Below are 19572 nucleotides of genomic sequence, written 5' to 3' on the forward strand. Positions count from 1 at the left end.
GTGGTGTGGGTGGGGGCGTCTGCCCGCACCGACTCGTCTGCCGAGGCCAAGCGCTTGAATGGTCCCGTCAATCCATCTGATCGTATGGATGTGTCATTCAAACGATCCGGTTACTACCGGTCGGCGTCGGTGAACTTGATGACGCCGCGAATGTTCTTCCCTTCGAGCATGTCCTGGTAGCCGGTGTTGATGTCGTCCAGTGCGTAGGTTTTGGTGACCATATCGTCGAGATTGAGCTGGCCGCTCTTGTACATCTTCAACAACAATGGGATGTCGTGACGAGGATTGCCACCGCCGAAGATCGCGCCCTGCAGGTCCTTCTGGAGCATCGTGAACAAGAACAAGTTCAGCTTGACGTCCATGTCCTCCATGCGTCCCATTGCAGTGACGACACAGCGGCCCGCCTTGGCCGTCAGCAAAAGTGCAGCCTCGATATCTTCGCCGGTGATCTCACCGACGGTGATGATGGTCTTGTCCGCCATCAGCCCCCAGGTCAGCTCCATCATCGGCATCAAAGCTTCGGCTGCCGTGGCATAAACGTGGGTGGCGCCGAATTTGAGTGCCTGATCTCGTTTGTACTGGACAGGATCGATCGCAATGATCTTGGATGCACCGGATTGCACGGCACCCTGGAGGGCGCTCATACCCACGCCACCGACACCGATGATCGCGACGGTGTCTCCTGGAGTCACCTTGGCGACGTTCACCGCCGATCCCCAACCCGTCGGTACCCCGCAACCGACCAAAGATGCGACCTCGAACGGGATGTGTTCGTCGATTTTGATGGCCTGGGTCTCGTGCACGGTCATGTACGGAGAGAAGGTGCCCAGCAGGCACATCGGGATCACGTCCTGCCCGCGGGCCTGAATGCGGTAAGTGCCGTCGCTGATGGCCATTCCACTGAGCAGGCCCATGCCGAGGTCGCAAAGGTTCTGGTGCCCGTTGGCGCACGCCGGACAATGCCCACACGAGGGGATGAAGGAGAGAACGACGTGGTCTCCCTCCTTCAATGTCTTCACCTCGGGGCCGGTCTTGATGACGACACCGGACCCCTCGTGTCCACCCATTACCGGGAACGACGGCATCGGCGTCGCACCTGTCACGATGTGGTGATCGGAGTGGCACATCCCCGCAGCCTCCATGCGGATCTGAACCTCGCCGGCCCTTGGGTCACCGATCTCGATTTCTTCTACCGACCATGGCTCGTTGAGGCCCCACAGCACAGCGCCTTTGGTTTTCATCGCGATTCGCCTTTCACACGCCGATAGACCCGATGTTCGGGCCACTTGATGTTGAGTTCGACGATAGTCATACGAACGCGAAATTGGAACACGTTCTAGATTTTTGGTCAGTAATCGACACAGGAAGCAAAGACCGTACGAGCGAGACCGGAACCGGGTCCTCCGAAGAATGCGTTGACCCTGTCGACGATGACTGGCTGCGAGGCAAGAATCGCTTGGCGCTGCCACACTGGTGCGGCCAGGAATGCCGCGAAACTTCCCGCCATCGGTGATGTGGCGAGCGCCGCTCCCTCTTCTTCGTCCTGTGCGTACGTGGCGGCAACGATCTGCGAGAACGAGCACGGTGTGTTGACCACGGTCTCGGCGGGTGTGGCTGTGGCGACGCCTCCGAAGAGCAGAGCTCCGACAGCAGTAGCGCCGAGCACGGTTGCGACCTTGGTTGTGGACGAGCGAGAGATCATGAATTTCCCCAATCGAGGTGAGCGTTGTGGTGGGATCGACAAGTGTTCGACAGCAACGATATCGGCAGGCCAGGCTTCGTGTCGCACTGGAGGACATACTGATAGAACGCCCGAAAACACCTATCTCGACGGGTTATCGGTCGGTTCGGCCGTGAGAGGGACGACTCTCGTCGATACGGTCGAGCCACTAGGGACAGGAGACCCGATGACGATCGCTTACGGCTCGTGCAATCTGTGTGAAGCGATGTGCGGACTCGAATTCACGGTCGAGGAGAATACGGTCACCTCGATTCGAGGCGACAAGCAAGACCCACTCTCTCGCGGGCACATCTGTCCAAAGGCACTGTCCTTGATCGATCTCCACACCGATCCCGATCGGTTGATCAAGCCTGTTCGACGCGAGGGCGCCGACTGGGTGGAGATCGAATGGAGCGAAGCATACGAACTGGTGGTCGACGGACTGGTTACCACCCGTGAGCAGTATGGGTCCAATGCTGTCGGTGTCTATCAGGGGAATCCGAACGTCCACAGCCTCGGTTCGATGACTCACGGAATTCCGTTCACCTCGATGCTGCGCACCCGCAATCGATACTCGGCTACCTCGCTCGACCAACTCCCTCATCAGCTCGTGAATCACCTGCTGTACGGCCACCAACTGGCTCTACCGATCCCAGATATCGACAACACCGACTTCTTTCTCGTCCTCGGCGGCAACCCGATGGCTTCGAACGGCAGCATGATGACCGTGCCGGATTTTGCACGTCGCGCCCACGATCTGCAGGCACGCGGCGGCACTCTCGTGGTGGTCGACCCCCGTAAGACCGAGACCGCGGACATCGCAGACGTTCACCACTTCATCCGGCCGGGTACCGATGCCCTGCTGCTCCTAGCGTTGATCAACGTCGTCACGGCGGACGGGGTGACCCGGGTTGCGAGCTACGTCGACGGCGCCGAGGAGGTGGCGAATCTGGTCCGCGATTTCACTCCCGACGCGGTCGCGCCCGTCGTGGGCATCGCGGCCGCCGACATCGTCTCGCTCGCGACGCAGTTCGCCCATGCGAAATCCGCAGTCGCCTACGGCCGAATGGGTGTGTCGACACAGCAGTTCGGCAGTCTCTGTCAGTGGGCGATTCAAGTACTCAACATCGTGACAGGCAATCTCGACCGGGTCGGTGGTGCACTGCTCACCGACCCGGCCGTAGATCTCATCGCGAAGAAGATCGTCGGCCAAGGGCATTTCGACAAGTGGCGCAGTCGTGTTCGAGATCTGCCCGAGTTCGCGGGTGAATTTCCGTGCTCGACCTTGGTCGACGAGATGACGACCCCCGGCGACGGTCAGATCAGGGCCATGGCGGTGTTTTCCGGCAATCCGGTGCTGTCCATGCCGGGCGGCGCCAGGTTGAACCAGGCCTTCGCCGACTTGGAGTTCATGGTGTCCTTCGACTTCTACATCAACGAGACATCACGGCACGCGAACGTGATTCTTCCGCCCACGATGTCGCTCGAGCGTGATCACTACGACCTCATCTTTCAGTCCTTCGCTGTCCGCAATACGGCGAAGTTCATGCCGGCAATCCTGACGAGAAAGCCTGGTGCGAAATCGGATTGGGAGATCTTCCGTGATCTCGGTATTCGCTATCGGGCACGGCTCGCCGGGTCGTCCATTTTCGACCGCCTTCGTACGCGCCTGACACCGAAATCGCTTGTCGCGGAAGCTCGGCTACGCCTGTCGCCACGACGAACGATCGATCTACTGCTCCGCAGTCACCGCGCCGGACTATCGGTGGCGAAGCTGAAGAAGTCTCCGCACGGCACCGATCTCGGACCGCTCCGCCCCGGATTTCCCGGAAAGCTGCAGACCCGGAACAAGCGAGTAGATCTGTTGCAGGACATCATCATCGCGGAACTACCGGCTCTGCGCGATCTCATGACATCGGCGGCGGTGCCCAGCGGAGACCAACTTCTGATGATCGGCCGACGGCACCTGCGCAGCAACAATTCCTGGATGCACAACTCTGCGAGACTGACGAAGGGCAAACCGCGCCATCAACTCTTGGCACACCCCGAAGATCTGCGTGCGCGCAACATCGAAGACGGTTCCGTGGTGTCGGTGGCCTCGACCGCCGGATCGGTGCAGATAGAGGTACTCGCGACCGACCGCATGATGCCCGGAGTGGTGAGCATGCCGCACGGGTTCGGACACCAACGCCCCGGCGTCGAATTATCTGTGGCGACGACGGTTGTGGGAGCGAGCGCCAACGACGTCACCGACCCACACCGGGTCGACGCGGTCTCGGCCAACGCGATCCTCAATGGAGTGCCCGTCACGATCTCGCCGACATGACCGACCCCGCGGGCACACGTCGGCGATGCTTTGAAGTAGCATTCGTCACGGCTCGCTCGGTGCGAGATGGGGCGGTAGCTCAGTCGGTTAGAGCCGTGGACTCATAATCCATTGGTCGCGGGTTCGAGCCCCGCCCGCCCCACTTGTATCTCTCAGTTCAAAGGCATAATCCAAGTCTCAGCTGATTTGTCGATCGCAATTCTTGTCCACGCTTTGCCCACAGGTACAGATGCTCATGCAGGCAAGGACTGCACTCGCTCTATCGCTTCGATGACGTCGTGGTCGTCCGGGTCGTACTCCCTCGTCGACGATCGCTGCCAGTGCCTCCGCATCCATACCTAATTGGACGGTGATGACACCCGTCCAGTTCCAGGAGTGGCGTGCCTCGATTTCGGGTCAGTCGAACGGATGACTGCGAATCGATCGTGAAATGAATTGTCCGATGGGACTGATATGAATTCCGAGACACTCCAGTCGAACAAAGAAGGTCGGCAATGACAAACCCCAATGATCCGAACCAGCCTTACGGCCAACAGCCCGGTCAGCCCTACGGGGCCCCTCAGGCGCCCGTGAAGAAGAAGCGCAAGTGGCCGTGGATTCTGCTCGCTGTCGTTGTGGTCATCATCGCGATCTCGGCTCTCGCAGGCGGCGGGAGCGACGACTCGGATTCGAAGACCGCGACTGTTGCGACAACAGCGGCCGTTGAGCCGGGCGGGGCCGACGCACCGGTTCCCCCGCCCGCTGAAGAGCCTGCCGCGGAGCCGGAGGCGCCCAAGGAGACCACGTCCCAGCGCAACGCCGTGCGATCTGCCGAGAACTACCTCGACGTCGGACCGTTCTCCCGCCAGGGCCTCATCACCCAGCTCGAGTTCGAGGACTACTCCACCGAAGATGCGACCTACGCAGTCGACAAGATCGCACCGGACTACAACGAGCAGGCCGCGAAGTCGGCTGAGAATTACTTGGACATCAGTGGCTTCTCACGGCAGGCCCTGATCGATCAGTTGGTATTCGAAAATTACACCCAGGAGCAGGCTGCGTTCGGCGCTGACAGCGTCGGTTTGTAAACCACGTGGCAGCTGGACGCAAGAAAGCGCCCCACCTCCCAAGAGGAGGTGGGGCGCTTTTTGTCTAGTGGCAGAAATAGCTATGCAGTCGGCCCACAGGAGATGCAGGCTCGACGGGACATCCTACGGCCATGACATGGTGACACCTCCGTGTGTTGGGGATCTGCTAACACCTTTATTCCGGGATGAGAGGAGGCCCATGCGTCTCGCACATGCGTTCGATTTCTGTTAGCTTGGAAGCAGCGGCACTCGGAGGGAAGCTGGGTCCCGCTTTTGCTTTCAGGAGGCGGCATGGACCACAACCGGCTCACTTTCAACAGCAGAGGCTGGGCGGAGGCGGCGCCGTCGCATTGCGTAAACAGACACGCTCTCGTCGGCGGCCGAATGCTTGTCGGGTCGCATGTCTGCTCGTGCGAGATCCATCATCACCGGACGCATCGTTGCCGCGAATGCGATTAACTCACATATACGCCGCCAATCGGACTGCCGTGTCGAGACAGCGCTTTCGACGGCCGTGGCGTCACGCGCACATAACCCGCCGATGGCCCAATTCGCTGCTTGCGGAATGCTGTCCACTCGTGAATCCAAACACCTTGAACGCCCGCCGTATCCGACGGCGCCCCACCGCTGCCTTTCTTTTCGGACTCTTCGTCGGGATTGGAATCGCCAGCGTGCGGTTGCCCGGCGCCGTGTTGAGGCAGGTGCAGGGATGGGATCTAACGCAACCGCAAGCCACCGCGGCTGCCGGCGCCCTGGCCGTTGTAGCTGCGTCGTTCGCCTATCTGGGAGTGTTGCGGCAGGTTCGAGATGCTCAAGCTCAGCGAGCTTTAGCCAAGGCTTACGCGGAGGTAACCAGGGTACATGTGAAGCTGAGGCCCTTCGTCGCTCAGCTTGGCGTCATCGAAAATATGGCTGCTCAGAGCGCCAAGCCGATCACGGTTGCATCCACCTGGCCGAGAGTTGCGAACGAGCTGGAGATGAAAGCATTTCTTCTGAAGGGGCTCAGGCTGGAGGCGAGCCACGATGTTCTGATTGCCTTCGCCGGACTCCTTCGCATTCAGTCGAAGTTGACGATGGCCAAGATCGACGATGATGCACTTGATCGCGCTGCGCGCGGAGTAATCGAGACCACGATCAGTGATCTGCAGTCGATTGTTAGGTAGCAAACTACTCAGACGCAACCTGCTCCGGGCTTGTGCCCGGGTCGTAGATCAAATCGTCGGAGCCGTCATACCGGTAAGCGCGCTGCCCTGTCGACAAGGGTGACCCAACCGGCTTGACCCTCGTCGGGCGCGGGACGGGACATGGTCGTGCTCGTCGGCCTTACCGTAAGTCTAGGAAGGCTGGATCGGCAGGGAGCACTTCGGGTCGGTTGTGTCGCACACCCACCGGTCTTGAAACTTCGCCACACCGCTGTAGTCGAAGTTGCTCCCCTTGGGCTTGATGCCAATCCGAAACCCGATCGAGTTCCCGCACTCCGCGCATGTCCGGTCCGTTTGCTGATCTGGCATAGCCGCCAGTATCGCAGAAGGCCAATCCTCTCTATGTCCAGTGTTCAATTTCGACCCGGCCCGGGGGGCACAGGCGGAGAATGGGCCGGATGGGAAGAACAATGGGGCGACCCCCTCCGGACGAACTCACGGACGCCGAGTTGATGACCGAACTCAGGTTCTGGCGCGAGAGGCTCCGCGTTGCAGTAGCGCGCAAAGAGCGCGATTACGTGCGCTCCAATAAAGAGGAGGTTGACAAATACGAAGCTGAGGCAAGTCGTCGCGGCTTGGTGTAGATGTACCGCTTTCAGACGCGCGGTTTCCGGTCGTTCGTGAGCCCGAAGATGGTGTCATCCATCGTCATTACGCGACCGTCTGCGGTACGAACTAACCACTCGCCCTTGTCTGCGATCGAGTTGCCAAGCGAGACGGCACCCTCCCGGTTGAACAAATGCAGTCCGTGACCCTTGCGCCACTCGACGATCTCGTCGGCGTTGTTGGCGTCGACGCAAATCGCTTCGACCTCACGCCCCGCGTAACGGTGTAGTTCTCCCTCGATTTCCCACTGCTGCTTTTCGCTCATGCCAAAATCCTTCCATCGCGGTCGGCTCCGAGTGGTCGTTCGAACGAATGAGTGACCGGCTCGCTGCACCCGTCCGTGCAATGATTCCGCTCATGTCGCAGTTGGGTGATCAGTTCCGAAGGCAAGTGAAATATCTGGAGACCTCGTCCCGACTCTTCGATGAAGGCGACGTCGACGAAGCGATGCGGCTGGCCGTGACAATCCGTGTACTCGTGCACGACACACCAAGAGCCATTCGCTGTTGAAGCAAATGGGCGTCAAGGACCAACTTCAGTTGCTTGACACAGCAGTCGTAGGTGAGGTTGAAGTCTTCTGTGGCCCCGTCGTGATGGTCTTGGAGTACGAGACCGAAGACGGTGAGATCAAACAAGCCCCATCCGGGCAAGACGGCCTCGTTGAGGTGGTGCCAGGCGATGACGGAATTTCCCCGGTCATCGTCGCTCCCAAAAGGCTGCGTGGGCACGAGTTGCGCACCGGATTCAACGCTTGGTGGACAAACAAAGTCATTGACTCCGCCGACGGCCATAAGACCTTCTCCCGGAGGCGAGTCGTCCTGGTTATGGCCAACAAGGACGGCGGCGCACACGTCGAACCGACGGGTCCAGATGCCGACTATCTGAAGTTCTCGGCCGATGGGCACGGGGGCATGTTCAGCCTTGACGCATCAGCAGGACTCGAAAGTTCCCAAGGCTTTCAGCCCTACCTGGGCAATGCAGCAGCGGAGACAGTCAGACAGATCGCGTGGGAGCTGACTGAGACCTTCAATGCGGACGACGCCATCGCCGCCTGGCTCGCGATCAACTAGCGGCCAGCATATCGAGTTGATCGCGAACGCGACCACCATCTGTTCCTCTGTCACAGGACGAACACGCTCGTGTCAATCGCCGGAACGAGTGTGGCGGACATAGCGGTCGGCGTGCACACCGTCATCGGTCGGTCGCCGGGTCGTCGTCCCGGTTGTCTTCCACTTTCCGGAACCGAGGGACGTCTCGGCCAGGATGCCGACATCGAAGATTCCCTTTGATCGGGTCCCGCATCGCCCGCACGGATCACGCCGCCACCTGACGCACCCGTGACAGCACCGACGAACGCGGTCGACATCGGTGCAAGGTCCCGAAGCCACTGGTTGAGTTCGTGGATCTTCGCGGAGCGGTCGGGGTCCAAGATTTGATCGGCGTCGGTTGCCCAGCCGTCAGCCGATGTCGTGCGCGGCAGCATTGTCGTCTGCCAAGTCTTGAGTCCTTGTTCGCCGAGGAACCGCCACACGATGATCTGGTTTGCCTTCCATAGAACTCGATCGTCTCGTCTACGTCCTCGCATGGAATCGGTACCGCATCGACGACGAGACCGCCGAAGAATTATGGGTCGACCTACCCACACTCACCACACACGTTCGGAATCACCGACGACGAACACTCATTCATCGACCGAGAACTATCGCGGAGGCAACCGTGACGCCACAACAAATCGAGATTCTTCAATTCGATCCGATGCTCGTCAAACGGCTACGGCGGATCCGCGACAGCCGCGAAACAACGAAGGGCGGGATGATGGCCACCGTTTCGAAATATCAGACCGCCAAAGGCGAGCGCTACCGTGTCCGCTACCGCACTCCAGATGGACGCTCGACAGACAAGCGCGGATTCCAATCCAAGGACGCCGCCGAGAAGTGGGCGAACCACGTCGAGGTCGACATGATGGCGGGCAAGTACGTCTCACCCGCAGCGGGCCTGGTCACCGCCAGGGCAACTCGCGCAGGAGTGGTACGACAGCAAGATCGACGTGAAACCATCCTTGCTGGAGCGATACCGGCAGACGCTCGAGCAACAGATACTCCCCCACTGAGATAACTGGAACGTCTCGAAGCTCACCCCGGCTGGACTTCAAGCGTGGATTAACAAGCTCTCACCAGACCGTGCGCCGTCGACGATGAAGAAGTCGCACCACGCCATGTCGATGATCCTCGACGTCGCGGTGCGTGACAATCGGATCGCGGCCAACCCCGCGGCGAAGCTGAACCTGCCTCGCTCACGACACGACGAGCCGACGTTCCTCACTCGGGACCAGGTGTTCACGCTCGCCGAGAAGGCCGGCCCCGGCGAGCTGGTCGTGTTGACGCTCGGATTCAACGTGCTGCGATGGGGCGAGATGGCGGCGCTCAAGGTTCGGCGGTGGGATGCGGCACGGCGCCGACTCACCGTCGCGGAGTCGGTGACCGAGATCAACGGGACTCCCAATTGGGGAACGCCGAAGACGCACGCCTCACGGACGATTCCTGTGCCGACGTGGCTCGCGGATCGGATCACCGAGAGCGTCGAAGGCAAGGGCCCGGACGATCTCTTGTTCTCGACGCGATCAGGCGGAGTTCTCCGCAACAAGAACGCGCGCAGATATTGGTTCGATCAGGCCGTCGTCGACGCCCGACTGCCGCGGGTCACCCCTCACGATCTGCGGCACACTGCGGCCTCGATTGCGATCTCGGTCGGGGCGAATGTAAAGGCCGTGCAGCGGATGCTCGGGCATGCTTCGGCGGCGATGACGCTCGATCTGTACGCGGGCTTGTTCGAGGATGATCTAAACGATGTCGCGGATCGCATCGAGGGTCCGTCGACTGCCTCGGTGACGGCGTTGCGTGTGGTTCGCGATGCCTTATTTTCTGCCCACATTTTGCCCACAAAAACGAGTTAACAATGGGGGTATAGGGGTAACACCGGTCGGTAAAGTCCCCGCTCACAAGGCATTCGGCGACCTGACCTGCACCCCGGTTCGATCTCATATCCATTGGTCGCGGGTTCGAGCCCCGCCCGCCCCACCATTTCTCGAACCAGCCCTCACTCACAGCGATCTACGGAACCACTGTGACGGGCCAGCGCCCAGTCTTCACCAACCGCACGGCGACAGACCCGAACATCCGGTGTCCTGCATGTTCGGATGCCCCGACGGCAATGGCGTCGACCCGTAGTTCATCCGCGATTGCGACAAGGCCGCTGTAGGGATCCCCCTGTGCGGTACGGAACTCCCATCGAATCGATTCCATCCGCGAGGTCGATTCTTTGATGTAGGCGAGCAGTTCTTCGGCGATCTGTTTGCCCGTCTCGACGAGCGGGATGCCGGTCTGACCCCATCCGGTTGTGAACAACTGCTGAACGTACGCGAGAACCAGCAAGGAGTCCTGGCGTCGCGCCAGGCCCGCGGCGTATGCGGCGGCTCTCCATGCGGAGTCCGACCCGTCGATGCCGGCGAGAATTGCTTTCGGCCCGTCGACACCGTATTCGAAGGCGTGCGCTTTATTACCGCGAGTTTCCGCTGACTCAGCTACGCATGCAGGTTACTCAGCAACACTACGTAACTCGCTGATACCTACACCAGACTCCATTGCCGGGTTCTAGTCTGGACTTCCGCTACCGGCCCGCCGACGAGAGGTTAATTTTCATGTCCAAGATCGTCCGCTCGGCCACGGTCGGGTTCTGCTTCATCGCTGCCGCGACGCTGTCTCCTGCGCTCGCCGATGCCACTCCGCCGTCGGGTGTCACGGCCGAGACGCTGGCACACGTATCTTTTCCGCTCATCCCCGGCAGTGTCGACCTGGCCGGAACCGACTTCACTGCACGCAAGATCACGATCGCGCCCGGTGGCACTACTGGATGGCATTTTCATGACGGCCCGGTCTACGCGTATGTCGAGTCCGGTGTCCTGACCAGAATTCTGACGGATTGCAGCGAGGTGTCGACCCCGGCAGGTAACGTCGTCGCAGAGGATGTCGGGAGCAACCACGTACACGAGGGCATCAATGCCGGGACTGTTCCGGTCGTTCTGTACGCGGCGTACATCGAGCCTCCCGGTAAGCCGTTCGCAGAGGATGCGCCTGCTCCGCCGTGCGCCTGAGCCACCTGACGCTGGATCGGAGCTGTGCGGTCGGTACCCTTGTATGTCGGATGTGGCTCCTCGAGAAACGGGCAGCGCACGGAAAGCATTATTTTTTTTCGAACGGAGTCTAGATGAACGACGACTCGATTCTCGACAAATCGGCCACGGCCGACCCTGCTACGGTCTTCGCCGCACTTGCGGACATCGTCTATCGCGGTCGGGCAGCTGAGGAGGTCTACACGGCCATCTGCGTGGCGGCGACGCTGCTGGTGCCCGGGTGCGATCATGCCAGCCTGATGCTGACCGGTCGGGGCAAGCCGGTGACGGTTGCGGCTTCGGATCAGATCGCACGGGTCGTCGACGATATCGAGCGCGCTACCGGCGAAGGACCCTGTCTCGACGCAATCATCAGTGAGGCAGCCCAGATCGAACCGGACTTCAACACTCCAGGGCCGTGGCCCGCACTTGCCCGCGGGGTCCTTGCGCGGACGCCCGTGCGTGGCGCCATGGGTTTTCGATTGATGCTCGACAGCAAGAAGGTTGGCGCACTCAATCTGTTCAGCGATACCGCCGGCCGATTCGACAGCGACACCGCTGACCGAGCCATCGTGGTCGCAGCGTTCGCGGCTGTCACAGTTGCCGCCATCATCAAAGGCGAACAGGCCGACACTCTGCGTCTCGGTCTCGAGAGCAACAGGGAAATCGGGAAGGCCATCGGCTTGTTGATGGCCATGCACGACGTCACCGACGATCAGGCTTTCGATATGCTGCGCAAGACCTCTCAGGATATGAATGTCAAGATTGCAGCGCTGGCACGATCGGTCATCGAGTCGCACACCCAAAGCCTGCACACCCAGAGCCTGCAGCCCTGAGGGCCTGACCGCTCGGGTTGTGTGCGGCCAGTCGCCGGACTGCACACAACCCCGTGCGGGTTACTCGCTCGGAACCATCGGCCCGGGAGCGTCGACGCGCTTGGGCAACGCAAACACCAGCAGCAGTGCCACTACTCCGAAGGCCGCGCTGACAGACATCGCAATCGACGCCCCGTGCATAAATCCGCTGGCCACAGTGTCGGGTCCGGTGATGGTCAGATTGCCGAACAGAACGCTGCCGATTACCGCGATACCGACGGCGCTGCCGATTCGCTGCATCGTGGCAATGACGCCGCTCGCTGCGCCTGCATCTGCGCGGTCGACGGTTGCCACGATGAATTGAGCGTTCGGCGCGATGAATGCGCCGTTGCCCAGACCGCCGATCAGCATGGGCAGCAACAATTTCCAGTTGGTCAGATCGGCAGCGTCGGTGGTAGCCAAGATGAGCCACATCCAGATCAGGCTGATCGCCACGAACGAGGTACCGATCAACAGAACTGTACGACCGAGCCGCTCTGTGAGCCGGTTGCTCTGGGACGCGGCGATGATGCTGCCGATTGCGAAGGGAAGCATCACGATGCCGGATGACAGCGCAGAGTTTCCGAGCCCGCTCTGCCACAGCAGTGAGATAGTGAAGAAGATGCTGGTGAACGACGCGAAATAGACGAGCGCAAGGATTGTCCCACCGGTGAAGGCGGGGTGCGCGAACAGCTTCGGCGGCACCAACGGGTTGTCGCGACGCTTGGTGTAGAACACTTCCCACGCAGCGAATACTGCGATGAGAACTACACCCGCCACGATCGAGACATAGGTCCACACCGGCCAACCCTGGTCCTGTCCTTCGATGAGCGGGACCAACAGCGCGACCAGACCTGCGGTGATGAGGATTAGTCCGATCCAGTCAATCCCGGTCTTGGCCGCGACCGTTCGGTTCTCCGGGCGTCCTGGAAGCAACAGTGCAGCAGCAACGAGTCCGACGATTCCGATCGGCAGGTTCACCCAGAACACGCCACGCCAGCCGTTTTCATCCCCGAAGGCTTCGATGATGAGACCGCCCGCAATCGGCCCCAAGGCCGTCGAGACACCGATGACTGCCCCCATGATCGCGAAGGCTTTGCCGCGCACCTGAGCTGGGAACAGGAGTTGAATAAAGGCCGTCACGGCGGGGACGAAGATTCCGCCTGCGAGTCCCTGCACGATTCGTGCGATGACCAATTGAAGGTCGTTCTGTGCGAGGCCGCAGGCAAAACTGGCGACGGTGAACAGTGCCAGTCCGGTGAAAAAGACCCACTTGTGGCCGATACGGTCGCCGATTTTTCCTGCGGGAATCAATGCCAGCCCGAAAGCAAGAGCGTATCCGGAGATGATCCACGAAAGAGTTGACTCGGAGGCGTCGAGGCTCGTGCTGATCGTCGGAAGCGCAACGTTGACGATGGTCGTGTCCAGCAATGCCATGAACATCCCGAGCAGCAGGACAATCAGTGCCTGCCATGCGCGACGTGGCACTTCGACGGGAGGCGCCGATACCCGTGAGCTGTTGTCGGTCATCTTGTCTCGCTGTTCTGTGTTCAGGTGGGAAGTGGGGGATGAATTCTATGTCGTTCTTCGGCGAGAATGCCCGGTAGTGCAGCGACGAACCCTTCGTGCCATTCGATCTCTGCCCGCAGACGGTGTTCGCGATGCTCGAGCGCGTAGGTTTCGGTCAACGTCAGATGCGGATGCGCTCGCTCGTTCGCATCGACGGTGGTCCGAAGTAGTTCGTTCAACAGTCGGACCCGTTCCGCGATCACCTCGGGTAGATGGTCGAGCCGGTCAGGGTCGAGCCTGGTCAGAGCCAAGTCGAACGGGTCGGGGCGAAGCACGAAATTGGACAGGCCCTCGCTTTGCAAGGCTCGCAGCTGCTCGCGCCCACGATTGGTGATCGCATACACCTGCCTGGCCGGGAAGTTTCCATCCTGCTCGGTCCGCACATCCTCGATCAGACCCTCGGCATGAAGTCTCTTCAGCGCACCGTAGAGGCCCCCCACCGAAATATCTGTCCACATCTGCACATGTTCTTCTTCGGCCAAGAGACGGAGTTGGTGACCATGCATCTCGCCTCGTTGCGCGAACGAGCCGAGAATGAACAATCGGATCGAAGACACGCGAGTACTCTTGCACGAGTACTTATTGGTGTCAAAATCCGCTTCACGATCACTGCACCGTCTCTGTGAGGACAACGTCACGTCGGGCTAACTGATGCGTCATCGACGTGAATCGTCCAATGCGCATCGTGGGAGTCGTGTTACCGACGCCCATCGATATCTCCCCAATCGATATCTCAGTAGTCACGCGCACCGTCAAGACGGTGTGCGCGTATTGCGGCGTCGGTTGCGGGATGAAACTCGAGATCGAACAACGCCAGAACCAACCGTCCACAGTCACCACATCGGTCGGCGACAAGTCCCACCCTGCCAATTTCGGGCGTCTCTGCACCAAGGGCTCGACGACGTCGGACATGCTCGCTGCGCCCGGACGCCTCGACGCCGCGCGTGTACGGGCCAATCGCGGCGATGATCCGCAACCGGCGGACACGAGAAAAACGATCGAGCGAACGGCGCGGAAGCTGCGCGCGCTGATCGACGAGCACGGTCCCGACGCTTTTGCGCTGTATGTCTCGGGGCAGATGTCCATCGAGGCGCAGTATCTCTCCAACAAGTTGGCCAAGGGTTTCATCGGAACCAATCAGATCGAATCGAACTCTCGCCTCTGCATGGCGAGCGCGGGCACCGGTTACAAGCTCTCGCTCGGTGCCGACGGGCCGCCCGGGTCGTACGAGGATTTCGATCATGCCGATGTCTTTCTGGTGACCGGGGCGAATATGGCCGACTGTCATCCGATTTTGTTTCTGCGAATGATGGACCGCGTCAAGCGCGGCGCGAAGTTGATCGTCGTCGACCCTCGGCGGAACGCGACTGCCGACAAAGCCGATCTTCACCTGAAGCTCGCTCCGGGGACGGACTTGGACCTGCTCAACGGAGTGCTGCACATCCTGCTCGCGGAGGGGCTCACCGACGACCGGTTCATCGCCGAGTTCACCGACGGCTGGGACGTTATGGGGGACTTCCTGGCCGACTACACACCGTCTCGCGTGAGTGCCAAGACGGGTATTCCCGAGGCCGATCTGTACACGGTCGCGCGGTGGATCGGCGAGGCAGAGAACTGGATGAGCTGCTGGACAATGGGACTCAATCAGTCGACGCATGGGACGTGGAACACCAATGCACTGGTCAATGTGCACTTGGCGACCGGTGCGATCTGCAAGCGTGGAAGCGGGCCGTTTTCGCTCACCGGCCAACCGAACGCCATGGGCGGCCGCGAAATGGGTTACATGGGACCTGGGCTTCCCGGCCAGCGGACCGTGTTGGTCGACGAGGATCGAGCATTCGTCGAGGACAAGTGGAACCTCCCCTCAGACACGTTGCGTCCCGACGTCGGTGCCGGCACCATCGACATGTTCTCCCGGATGGCAGACGGAGAGATCAAGGCATGTTGGATCATCTGTACCAATCCTGTTGCGTCGGTTGCTAATCGAAAGACGGTCATCGCCGGTCTCGAGCGGGCCGAATTGGTGATCACCCAGGACGCGTTCGCCGACACGGAAACCAACGGCTATGCCGACGTCATCCTTCCGGCGGCCCTGTGGACCGAGTCCGAGGGAGTCATGATCAATTCCGAACGAAATCTCACTTTGTTCCAGAAGGCCGTCGAGGCTCCCGGCCAAGCACTTCCGGATTGGCAGATCATCGCGCTGATGGCGTGCGAGCTCGGTTACTCCGATGCGTTCACCTATTCGTGCGCAGAGGAGATATTCGAGGAAATCAAGGAGTTCTCCAACCCCAAGACCGGATACGACTTACGCGGTGTCACCTACGAGCGACTCAGTACGACGCCGCTGCAGTGGCCGTGCCCGCCGGACGACGACGAGGATCGCCACCCGATCAGATACCTCAACGACGGCGTCAGCCAACCTCTGCGCACGCTCGACGATGGTAGTACCCCGCGCCTGTCCTTTCCCACGCCATCCGGTCGGGCCCAGTTCTTCGCCCGACCATCGATGTCGCCGGCTGAGATGCCGGACGACGACTATCCCTTCCTGCTCAATACCGGTCGCCTGCAACATCAATGGCACACGATGACCAAGACCGGGAAAGTGGCGAAGCTCAACAAGCTCAACCCTGGTCCGTTCGTCGAGATCCATCCGCGCGACGCCGAGTTCCTCGGCTGCGAGTCAGGTGACCGGGTCGAGGTCGCATCGCGCCGCGGGCGAGCAGTACTGCCCGCACTCGTCAGCGATCGGGTGAGGCCGGGTGACTGCTTCGCACCGTTCCACTGGAACGATTCGTTCGGTGAATACCTTTCGATCAATGCGGTGACCAACGACGCGGTCGATCCGTACTCACAGCAGCCGGAATTCAAGATCTGTGCGGTCACTTTGACCAAGGTTCCTGCAGCGGAATCTCAGTCACATTCCGGTCCAGAACATGGAGGAGACGCCATGTCGCCGATCGACGCCTTTGCCGACCTCGTGGGCGAAGTTTCCGGGCCCTCGCTCCCCCTTCCGCTGATCGAGCAGCGTTATGTGGCGGGCCTGTTGGCCGGATTACGGACGGACGCCGGCCGCAGTGCCGCAGGAGTTCCCACTCTGCCGACGACGACGCCGTTGTCCGCAGAAACTCACGCCTGGATCGGCGGCATGCTCGCCGGCCTGTTCTCACGCAGCGCCACGACTGCGACGCCGCAGACACCTGTTCTCCTCGACTCGGCCAGCGATGGCGAACCACCGGTACTCGTACTGTGGGCTTCCCAGACGGGGACGGCAGAAGAATTCGCGTCCAGCTGCGTCGAGCATCTCCGGTCGACTGGTCTTGTCGTCGAAGAGCACGTCATGGAGAACTTCGCACCAACCGAGCTGGTGCGATACCGCGATGTGCTCCTGATCAGCAGTACTACGGGCGACGGTGACGCCCCGGACAACGGCACGTCCTTCCTCGACGGACTGTCCGGCGACTGCGCTCCTGATCTGTCCGGAAACAGATTCGCTGTTCTCGCCCTGGGTGATTCGAGCTACGACGATTTCTGCGGGAACGGTCGCCGTCTCGACAGTCGATTCGCCGAACTGGGTGCGCAGCGTCTGGTGGGACGCGTCGATTGCGAGCCGGAATTCGAGGAAGCGGCGTCGGTGTGGCTGGACCGCGTGGTGTCCAAATTGGGCATGCCACCGCCAGCGCAACCCGTCGCCTCCGCTGGAACCACGGTCGAGATGGTCCCGACCTACGGTAAGAAAGCTCCGCTGGCAGCGGCTCTGGTGCGCAACACTGTTCTGACGGCGACCGGGTCGCGAAAGGATGTCCGCCAGTTCGGATTCCACCTTCCCGACGGGACGTTGAGATACGAGGCAGGCGATGCGCTCGGTGTGTGGCCGCGCAACAGCATTGCCCTGGTGGACGAGTGGCTCGAATTGACCGAGCTCGACGGCGACAGCGTCGTAGACATTGCCGGGCACGATGCGATGCCGCTTCGCAACGCCCTACGCGAGCGGTTGGAGATCGCGAAGATCTCCCCGGATCTGTTGAAGTTCGTCCATTCCCGCACGCACGACGACGATCTGGAACGCTTGTTGATGCCGGAGAGCAAGAAGGACCTGCAGGATTGGATCTGGGGCCGTCAGGCGGTCGACGTCCTCACGCATCTTCCGGTGCGGGCGGGGATCGATGAATGGCTCGGTGTCCTCAAACCGCTTCAGCCGCGACTGTATTCGATTTCTTCGAGTCCTAAGGAGAATCCGCGCGAAGTACAGCTGACAGTGTCCACGGTGCGCTACAACATCCATGGCGTCCCTCGACGTGGTGTCTGCTCGACCTATCTGGCCGATCACGCCGAAGGTGAAGACGTCAGCATTTTCGTGCAGAAGTCGGCGCACTTCAAACCACCGGAGGACCCGGCCGCGCCGATGATCATGGTCGGGCCAGGCACCGGCGTCGCCCCGTTCCGCGCATTCCTTCACGAGCGCCGAGCACGCGGACACACCGGACCGAACTGGTTGTTCTTCGGCGAACAGCATGCCTCCACGGACTTCTACTATCGCGAGGAACTGACCACGATGCTCGACGACGGGTCGCTGACCCGGCTGGATCTGGCTTTCTCGCGTGATCAGAGCGCGAAGGTCTACGTGCAGGATCGAATGAGCGAACATGGTGCGCAGCTGTGGGAATGGCTTCAGCGTGGTGCGCACTTCTACGTATGCGGCGATGCTTCACGAATGGCAAAAGATGTCGACAATGCCCTGAAAGGCGTTGTTGCTCAACATGGTCGACTCGCTCCCGCCAGCGCGGAGGCCTACGTCAAAGCATTGGCGGCAGAAAAGCGTTACGTGCGGGACGTGTACTGACTATCCTCGTTCTCGTGACCACGCTGCCCGGCCGTCCCAATACCGCACTGCTCGTCGTCGACGTGCAGATCGATGTCATGGCCAGTTCGATCGGGTCCGAGGCTATTATCGCCAACATCGTCAGGTTGGTGGACAAGGCACGCGCGCACGATGTTCGGGTCGTCTGGGTGCAACACTCCTCCGATCAGCTCCCCCGGGGCAGTGCTGGATGGGAGTACGTCCCCGAACTCGTGCGGAAGACTTCGGAACCGCTGGTCCACAAAATCTACGGGGACGCGTTCGAAGACACCGACCTCGAGTCCGTCCTGGCCGAGGCTGCAGTAGGACGATTGATCGTGGCAGGCGCGCAAACGGACCAGTGCATTCGGAGCAGCCTGCATGGCGCCGTTACACGCGGTTACGACACCATTCTCGTCAGCGATGCGCACGCGACGGAAGACCTCACCAAGTGGGGAGCCCCTCCCCCGGCAGAGGTCGTCTCGCACACCAACCTGTACTGGAGTTTCCAGACCGCACCGGGACGGGAAGCAGGGACGATCGACACCGAATCCGTCGTGTTCTGACGCGAACCGGCTGAACGTCAGTCCGGGATTGCTGCCACGTCCGGGGCGACGACGCCGAACAGATCTGCGATCGACGCCAGGCTCGCGGCCTGGAGTGCGCCGGCGTCGACGCCGCCTGCACCGGGCAAGGATCGGGTGGCTGTGGTGCTGGCGACGACTGTCGGGCTGTAGCCCAGACTGAACGCTCCCCGGGCGGTGGAGTTGACGCACATGTGTGTCATGAATCCGGCGAGCAACAGATTTTCCATTCCGAGTGCACGCAACCTCTCGTCGAGGTCGGTGCTCACGAATGAGTTCGGGTAGTTCTTCACGATCACCGATTCATCGCCGCGGGGAGCGACTCGCTCGACGATCTGACCGATGTCGGCGCTGATGTCGTACGGACTTCCTACCCCGGCGTCGTGCATGATGTGGAAGATCGGGGTACCGGCACTACGAGCCCGCTCGAGCAGGTCGGCAGCAGCATCCAGTGCAGGTTGAACCCCGACGAGTTCCAAGACACCCTGGGTGTAAGTGTTTTGAAGATCGATCATGATCAAAGCCGAATTGGCGAGCGCAGAAGGCGCGTCGGGCATTCCGGTCAGTTGGCGAAGTGTCGCGTTGTCGGCCATTCTTACATCCTCCTGGACGCTCGGAACTCGGACACCGAACCTA

17 protein-coding genes and 1 tRNA gene are annotated in these 19572 nt (G+C 60.8%); 11 read left to right on the plus strand and 7 right to left on the minus strand.

Annotation, left to right across the window (positions count from 1 at the left end; genetic code table 11):
- Positions 1-113: 113 nt before the first annotated feature.
- The gene (locus tag O1W68_RS13180; RefSeq protein ID WP_269304152.1) at positions 114-1241 is read right to left on the minus strand and encodes an NDMA-dependent alcohol dehydrogenase; all 1128 of its coding nucleotides are present in this window, start codon (positions 1239-1241) and stop codon (positions 114-116) included.
- A 107-nt stretch (positions 1242-1348) separates the two neighbouring features.
- The gene (locus tag O1W68_RS13185) at positions 1349-1702 is read right to left on the minus strand and encodes a hemophore-related protein (RefSeq protein WP_269304154.1); all 354 of its coding nucleotides are present in this window, start codon (positions 1700-1702) and stop codon (positions 1349-1351) included.
- A 205-nt stretch (positions 1703-1907) separates the two neighbouring features.
- Between O1W68_RS13185 and O1W68_RS13190 the strand changes: the two genes are divergently transcribed.
- The 4 genes from O1W68_RS13190 to O1W68_RS13205 all read left to right on the plus strand — a co-directional run bounded on the left by O1W68_RS13190 (position 1908) and on the right by O1W68_RS13205 (position 6276).
- Positions 1908-4046 (plus strand): molybdopterin-dependent oxidoreductase, encoded by a 2139-nt coding sequence (locus O1W68_RS13190; RefSeq protein ID WP_269304156.1) that lies wholly within the window; start codon positions 1908-1910, stop codon positions 4044-4046.
- A gap of 68 nt (positions 4047-4114) precedes the next feature.
- A tRNA-Ile gene (locus O1W68_RS13195) sits at positions 4115-4188 on the plus strand.
- Positions 4189-4540: 352 nt separating this feature from the next.
- Complete coding sequence (locus O1W68_RS13200) at positions 4541-5113, plus strand: Ltp family lipoprotein (RefSeq protein WP_269304157.1); 573 nt, start codon at positions 4541-4543, stop codon at positions 5111-5113.
- Positions 5114-5691: 578 nt separating this feature from the next.
- Positions 5692-6276: a hypothetical protein gene (locus O1W68_RS13205; RefSeq protein WP_269304159.1), complete on the plus strand. Its 585-nt coding sequence runs from the start codon at positions 5692-5694 to the stop codon at positions 6274-6276.
- A gap of 634 nt (positions 6277-6910) precedes the next feature.
- Here O1W68_RS13205 and O1W68_RS13210 read toward each other — a convergent pair.
- A complete protein-coding gene (locus O1W68_RS13210) occupies positions 6911-7186 on the minus strand; it encodes a hypothetical protein (RefSeq protein WP_269304160.1) in 276 nt (91 codons plus the stop codon).
- A gap of 274 nt (positions 7187-7460) precedes the next feature.
- Here O1W68_RS13210 and O1W68_RS13215 point away from each other — a divergent pair, with 274 nt between their 5' ends.
- The 3 genes from O1W68_RS13215 (at position 7461) to O1W68_RS13225 (ending at position 9874) form a co-directional block, all read left to right on the plus strand.
- Positions 7461-7991, plus strand: coding sequence for a hypothetical protein (locus O1W68_RS13215; RefSeq protein WP_269304161.1), 531 nt, complete (start codon positions 7461-7463; stop codon positions 7989-7991).
- Between the two features lie 472 nt (positions 7992-8463).
- Positions 8464-9036 carry a DUF3263 domain-containing protein gene (locus O1W68_RS13220; RefSeq protein WP_269304164.1) on the plus strand — a complete coding sequence of 191 codons (573 nt, stop codon included), beginning with the start codon at positions 8464-8466 and terminating at the stop codon, positions 9034-9036.
- 79 nt (positions 9037-9115) lie between these two features.
- Positions 9116-9874, plus strand: coding sequence for a tyrosine-type recombinase/integrase (locus O1W68_RS13225; RefSeq protein ID WP_269304166.1), 759 nt, complete (start codon positions 9116-9118; stop codon positions 9872-9874).
- A gap of 157 nt (positions 9875-10031) precedes the next feature.
- On the opposite strand, the gene O1W68_RS13230 is transcribed toward O1W68_RS13225, so the two are convergent.
- The gene (locus tag O1W68_RS13230) at positions 10032-10433 is read right to left on the minus strand and encodes a universal stress protein (RefSeq protein WP_269304532.1); all 402 of its coding nucleotides are present in this window, start codon (positions 10431-10433) and stop codon (positions 10032-10034) included.
- Positions 10434-10618: 185 nt separating this feature from the next.
- Here O1W68_RS13230 and O1W68_RS13235 point away from each other — a divergent pair, with 185 nt between their 5' ends.
- Together O1W68_RS13235 and O1W68_RS13240 are read left to right on the plus strand one after the other, a co-directional pair.
- Positions 10619-11071: a cupin domain-containing protein gene (locus O1W68_RS13235; RefSeq protein WP_269304168.1), complete on the plus strand. Its 453-nt coding sequence runs from the start codon at positions 10619-10621 to the stop codon at positions 11069-11071.
- 113 nt (positions 11072-11184) lie between these two features.
- Complete coding sequence (locus O1W68_RS13240; RefSeq protein ID WP_269304170.1) at positions 11185-11925, plus strand: GAF and ANTAR domain-containing protein; 741 nt, start codon at positions 11185-11187, stop codon at positions 11923-11925.
- A gap of 60 nt (positions 11926-11985) precedes the next feature.
- On the opposite strand, the gene O1W68_RS13245 is transcribed toward O1W68_RS13240, so the two are convergent.
- Positions 11986-13473: an MFS transporter gene (locus O1W68_RS13245; protein ID WP_269304172.1), complete on the minus strand. Its 1488-nt coding sequence runs from the start codon at positions 13471-13473 to the stop codon at positions 11986-11988.
- Between the two features lie 20 nt (positions 13474-13493).
- On the minus strand, positions 13494-14069 hold the full coding sequence (locus tag O1W68_RS13250) for a PadR family transcriptional regulator (protein WP_269304174.1): 576 nt from the start codon (positions 14067-14069) through the stop codon (positions 13494-13496).
- A 137-nt stretch (positions 14070-14206) separates the two neighbouring features.
- Here O1W68_RS13250 and O1W68_RS13255 point away from each other — a divergent pair, with 137 nt between their 5' ends.
- Together O1W68_RS13255 and O1W68_RS13260 are read left to right on the plus strand one after the other, a co-directional pair.
- Positions 14207-18355, plus strand: a complete 4149-nt coding sequence (locus tag O1W68_RS13255) for a molybdopterin-dependent oxidoreductase (RefSeq protein ID WP_442972370.1) — start codon at positions 14207-14209, stop codon at positions 18353-18355.
- Positions 18356-18369: 14 nt separating this feature from the next.
- A complete protein-coding gene (locus tag O1W68_RS13260) occupies positions 18370-18918 on the plus strand; it encodes an isochorismatase family protein (protein ID WP_269304176.1) in 549 nt (182 codons plus the stop codon).
- Between the two features lie 17 nt (positions 18919-18935).
- On the opposite strand, the gene O1W68_RS13265 is transcribed toward O1W68_RS13260, so the two are convergent.
- The gene (locus O1W68_RS13265; RefSeq protein ID WP_269304178.1) at positions 18936-19529 is read right to left on the minus strand and encodes a cysteine hydrolase family protein; all 594 of its coding nucleotides are present in this window, start codon (positions 19527-19529) and stop codon (positions 18936-18938) included.
- Positions 19530-19572 lie beyond the last annotated feature (43 nt).

Source organism: Rhodococcus sp. H36-A4, from assembly GCF_027158005.1.
GTDB lineage: Bacteria > Actinomycetota > Actinomycetes > Mycobacteriales > Mycobacteriaceae > Rhodococcoides.

Excerpts from the sequence above, each read along its gene's own strand:
- O1W68_RS13185 (WP_269304154.1), bottom strand. The coding sequence starts at position 1,702 with ATGATCTCTCGCTCGTCCACAACCAAGGTCGCAACCGTGCTCGGCGCT.
- O1W68_RS13190 (WP_269304156.1), top strand. The coding sequence starts at position 1,908 with ATGACGATCGCTTACGGCTCGTGCAATCTGTGTGAAGCGATGTGCGGA.
- O1W68_RS13180 (WP_269304152.1), bottom strand. The coding sequence starts at position 1,241 with ATGAAAACCAAAGGCGCTGTGCTGTGGGGCCTCAACGAGCCATGGTCG.
- O1W68_RS13200 (WP_269304157.1), top strand. The coding sequence starts at position 4,541 with ATGACAAACCCCAATGATCCGAACCAGCCTTACGGCCAACAGCCCGGT.
- O1W68_RS13245 (WP_269304172.1), bottom strand. The coding sequence starts at position 13,473 with ATGACCGACAACAGCTCACGGGTATCGGCGCCTCCCGTCGAAGTGCCA.
- O1W68_RS13235 (WP_269304168.1), top strand. The coding sequence starts at position 10,619 with ATGTCCAAGATCGTCCGCTCGGCCACGGTCGGGTTCTGCTTCATCGCT.
- O1W68_RS13265 (WP_269304178.1), bottom strand. The coding sequence starts at position 19,529 with ATGGCCGACAACGCGACACTTCGCCAACTGACCGGAATGCCCGACGCG.
- O1W68_RS13240 (WP_269304170.1), top strand. The coding sequence starts at position 11,185 with ATGAACGACGACTCGATTCTCGACAAATCGGCCACGGCCGACCCTGCT.
- O1W68_RS13210 (WP_269304160.1), bottom strand. The coding sequence starts at position 7,186 with ATGAGCGAAAAGCAGCAGTGGGAAATCGAGGGAGAACTACACCGTTAC.
- O1W68_RS13225 (WP_269304166.1), top strand. The coding sequence starts at position 9,116 with ATGAAGAAGTCGCACCACGCCATGTCGATGATCCTCGACGTCGCGGTG.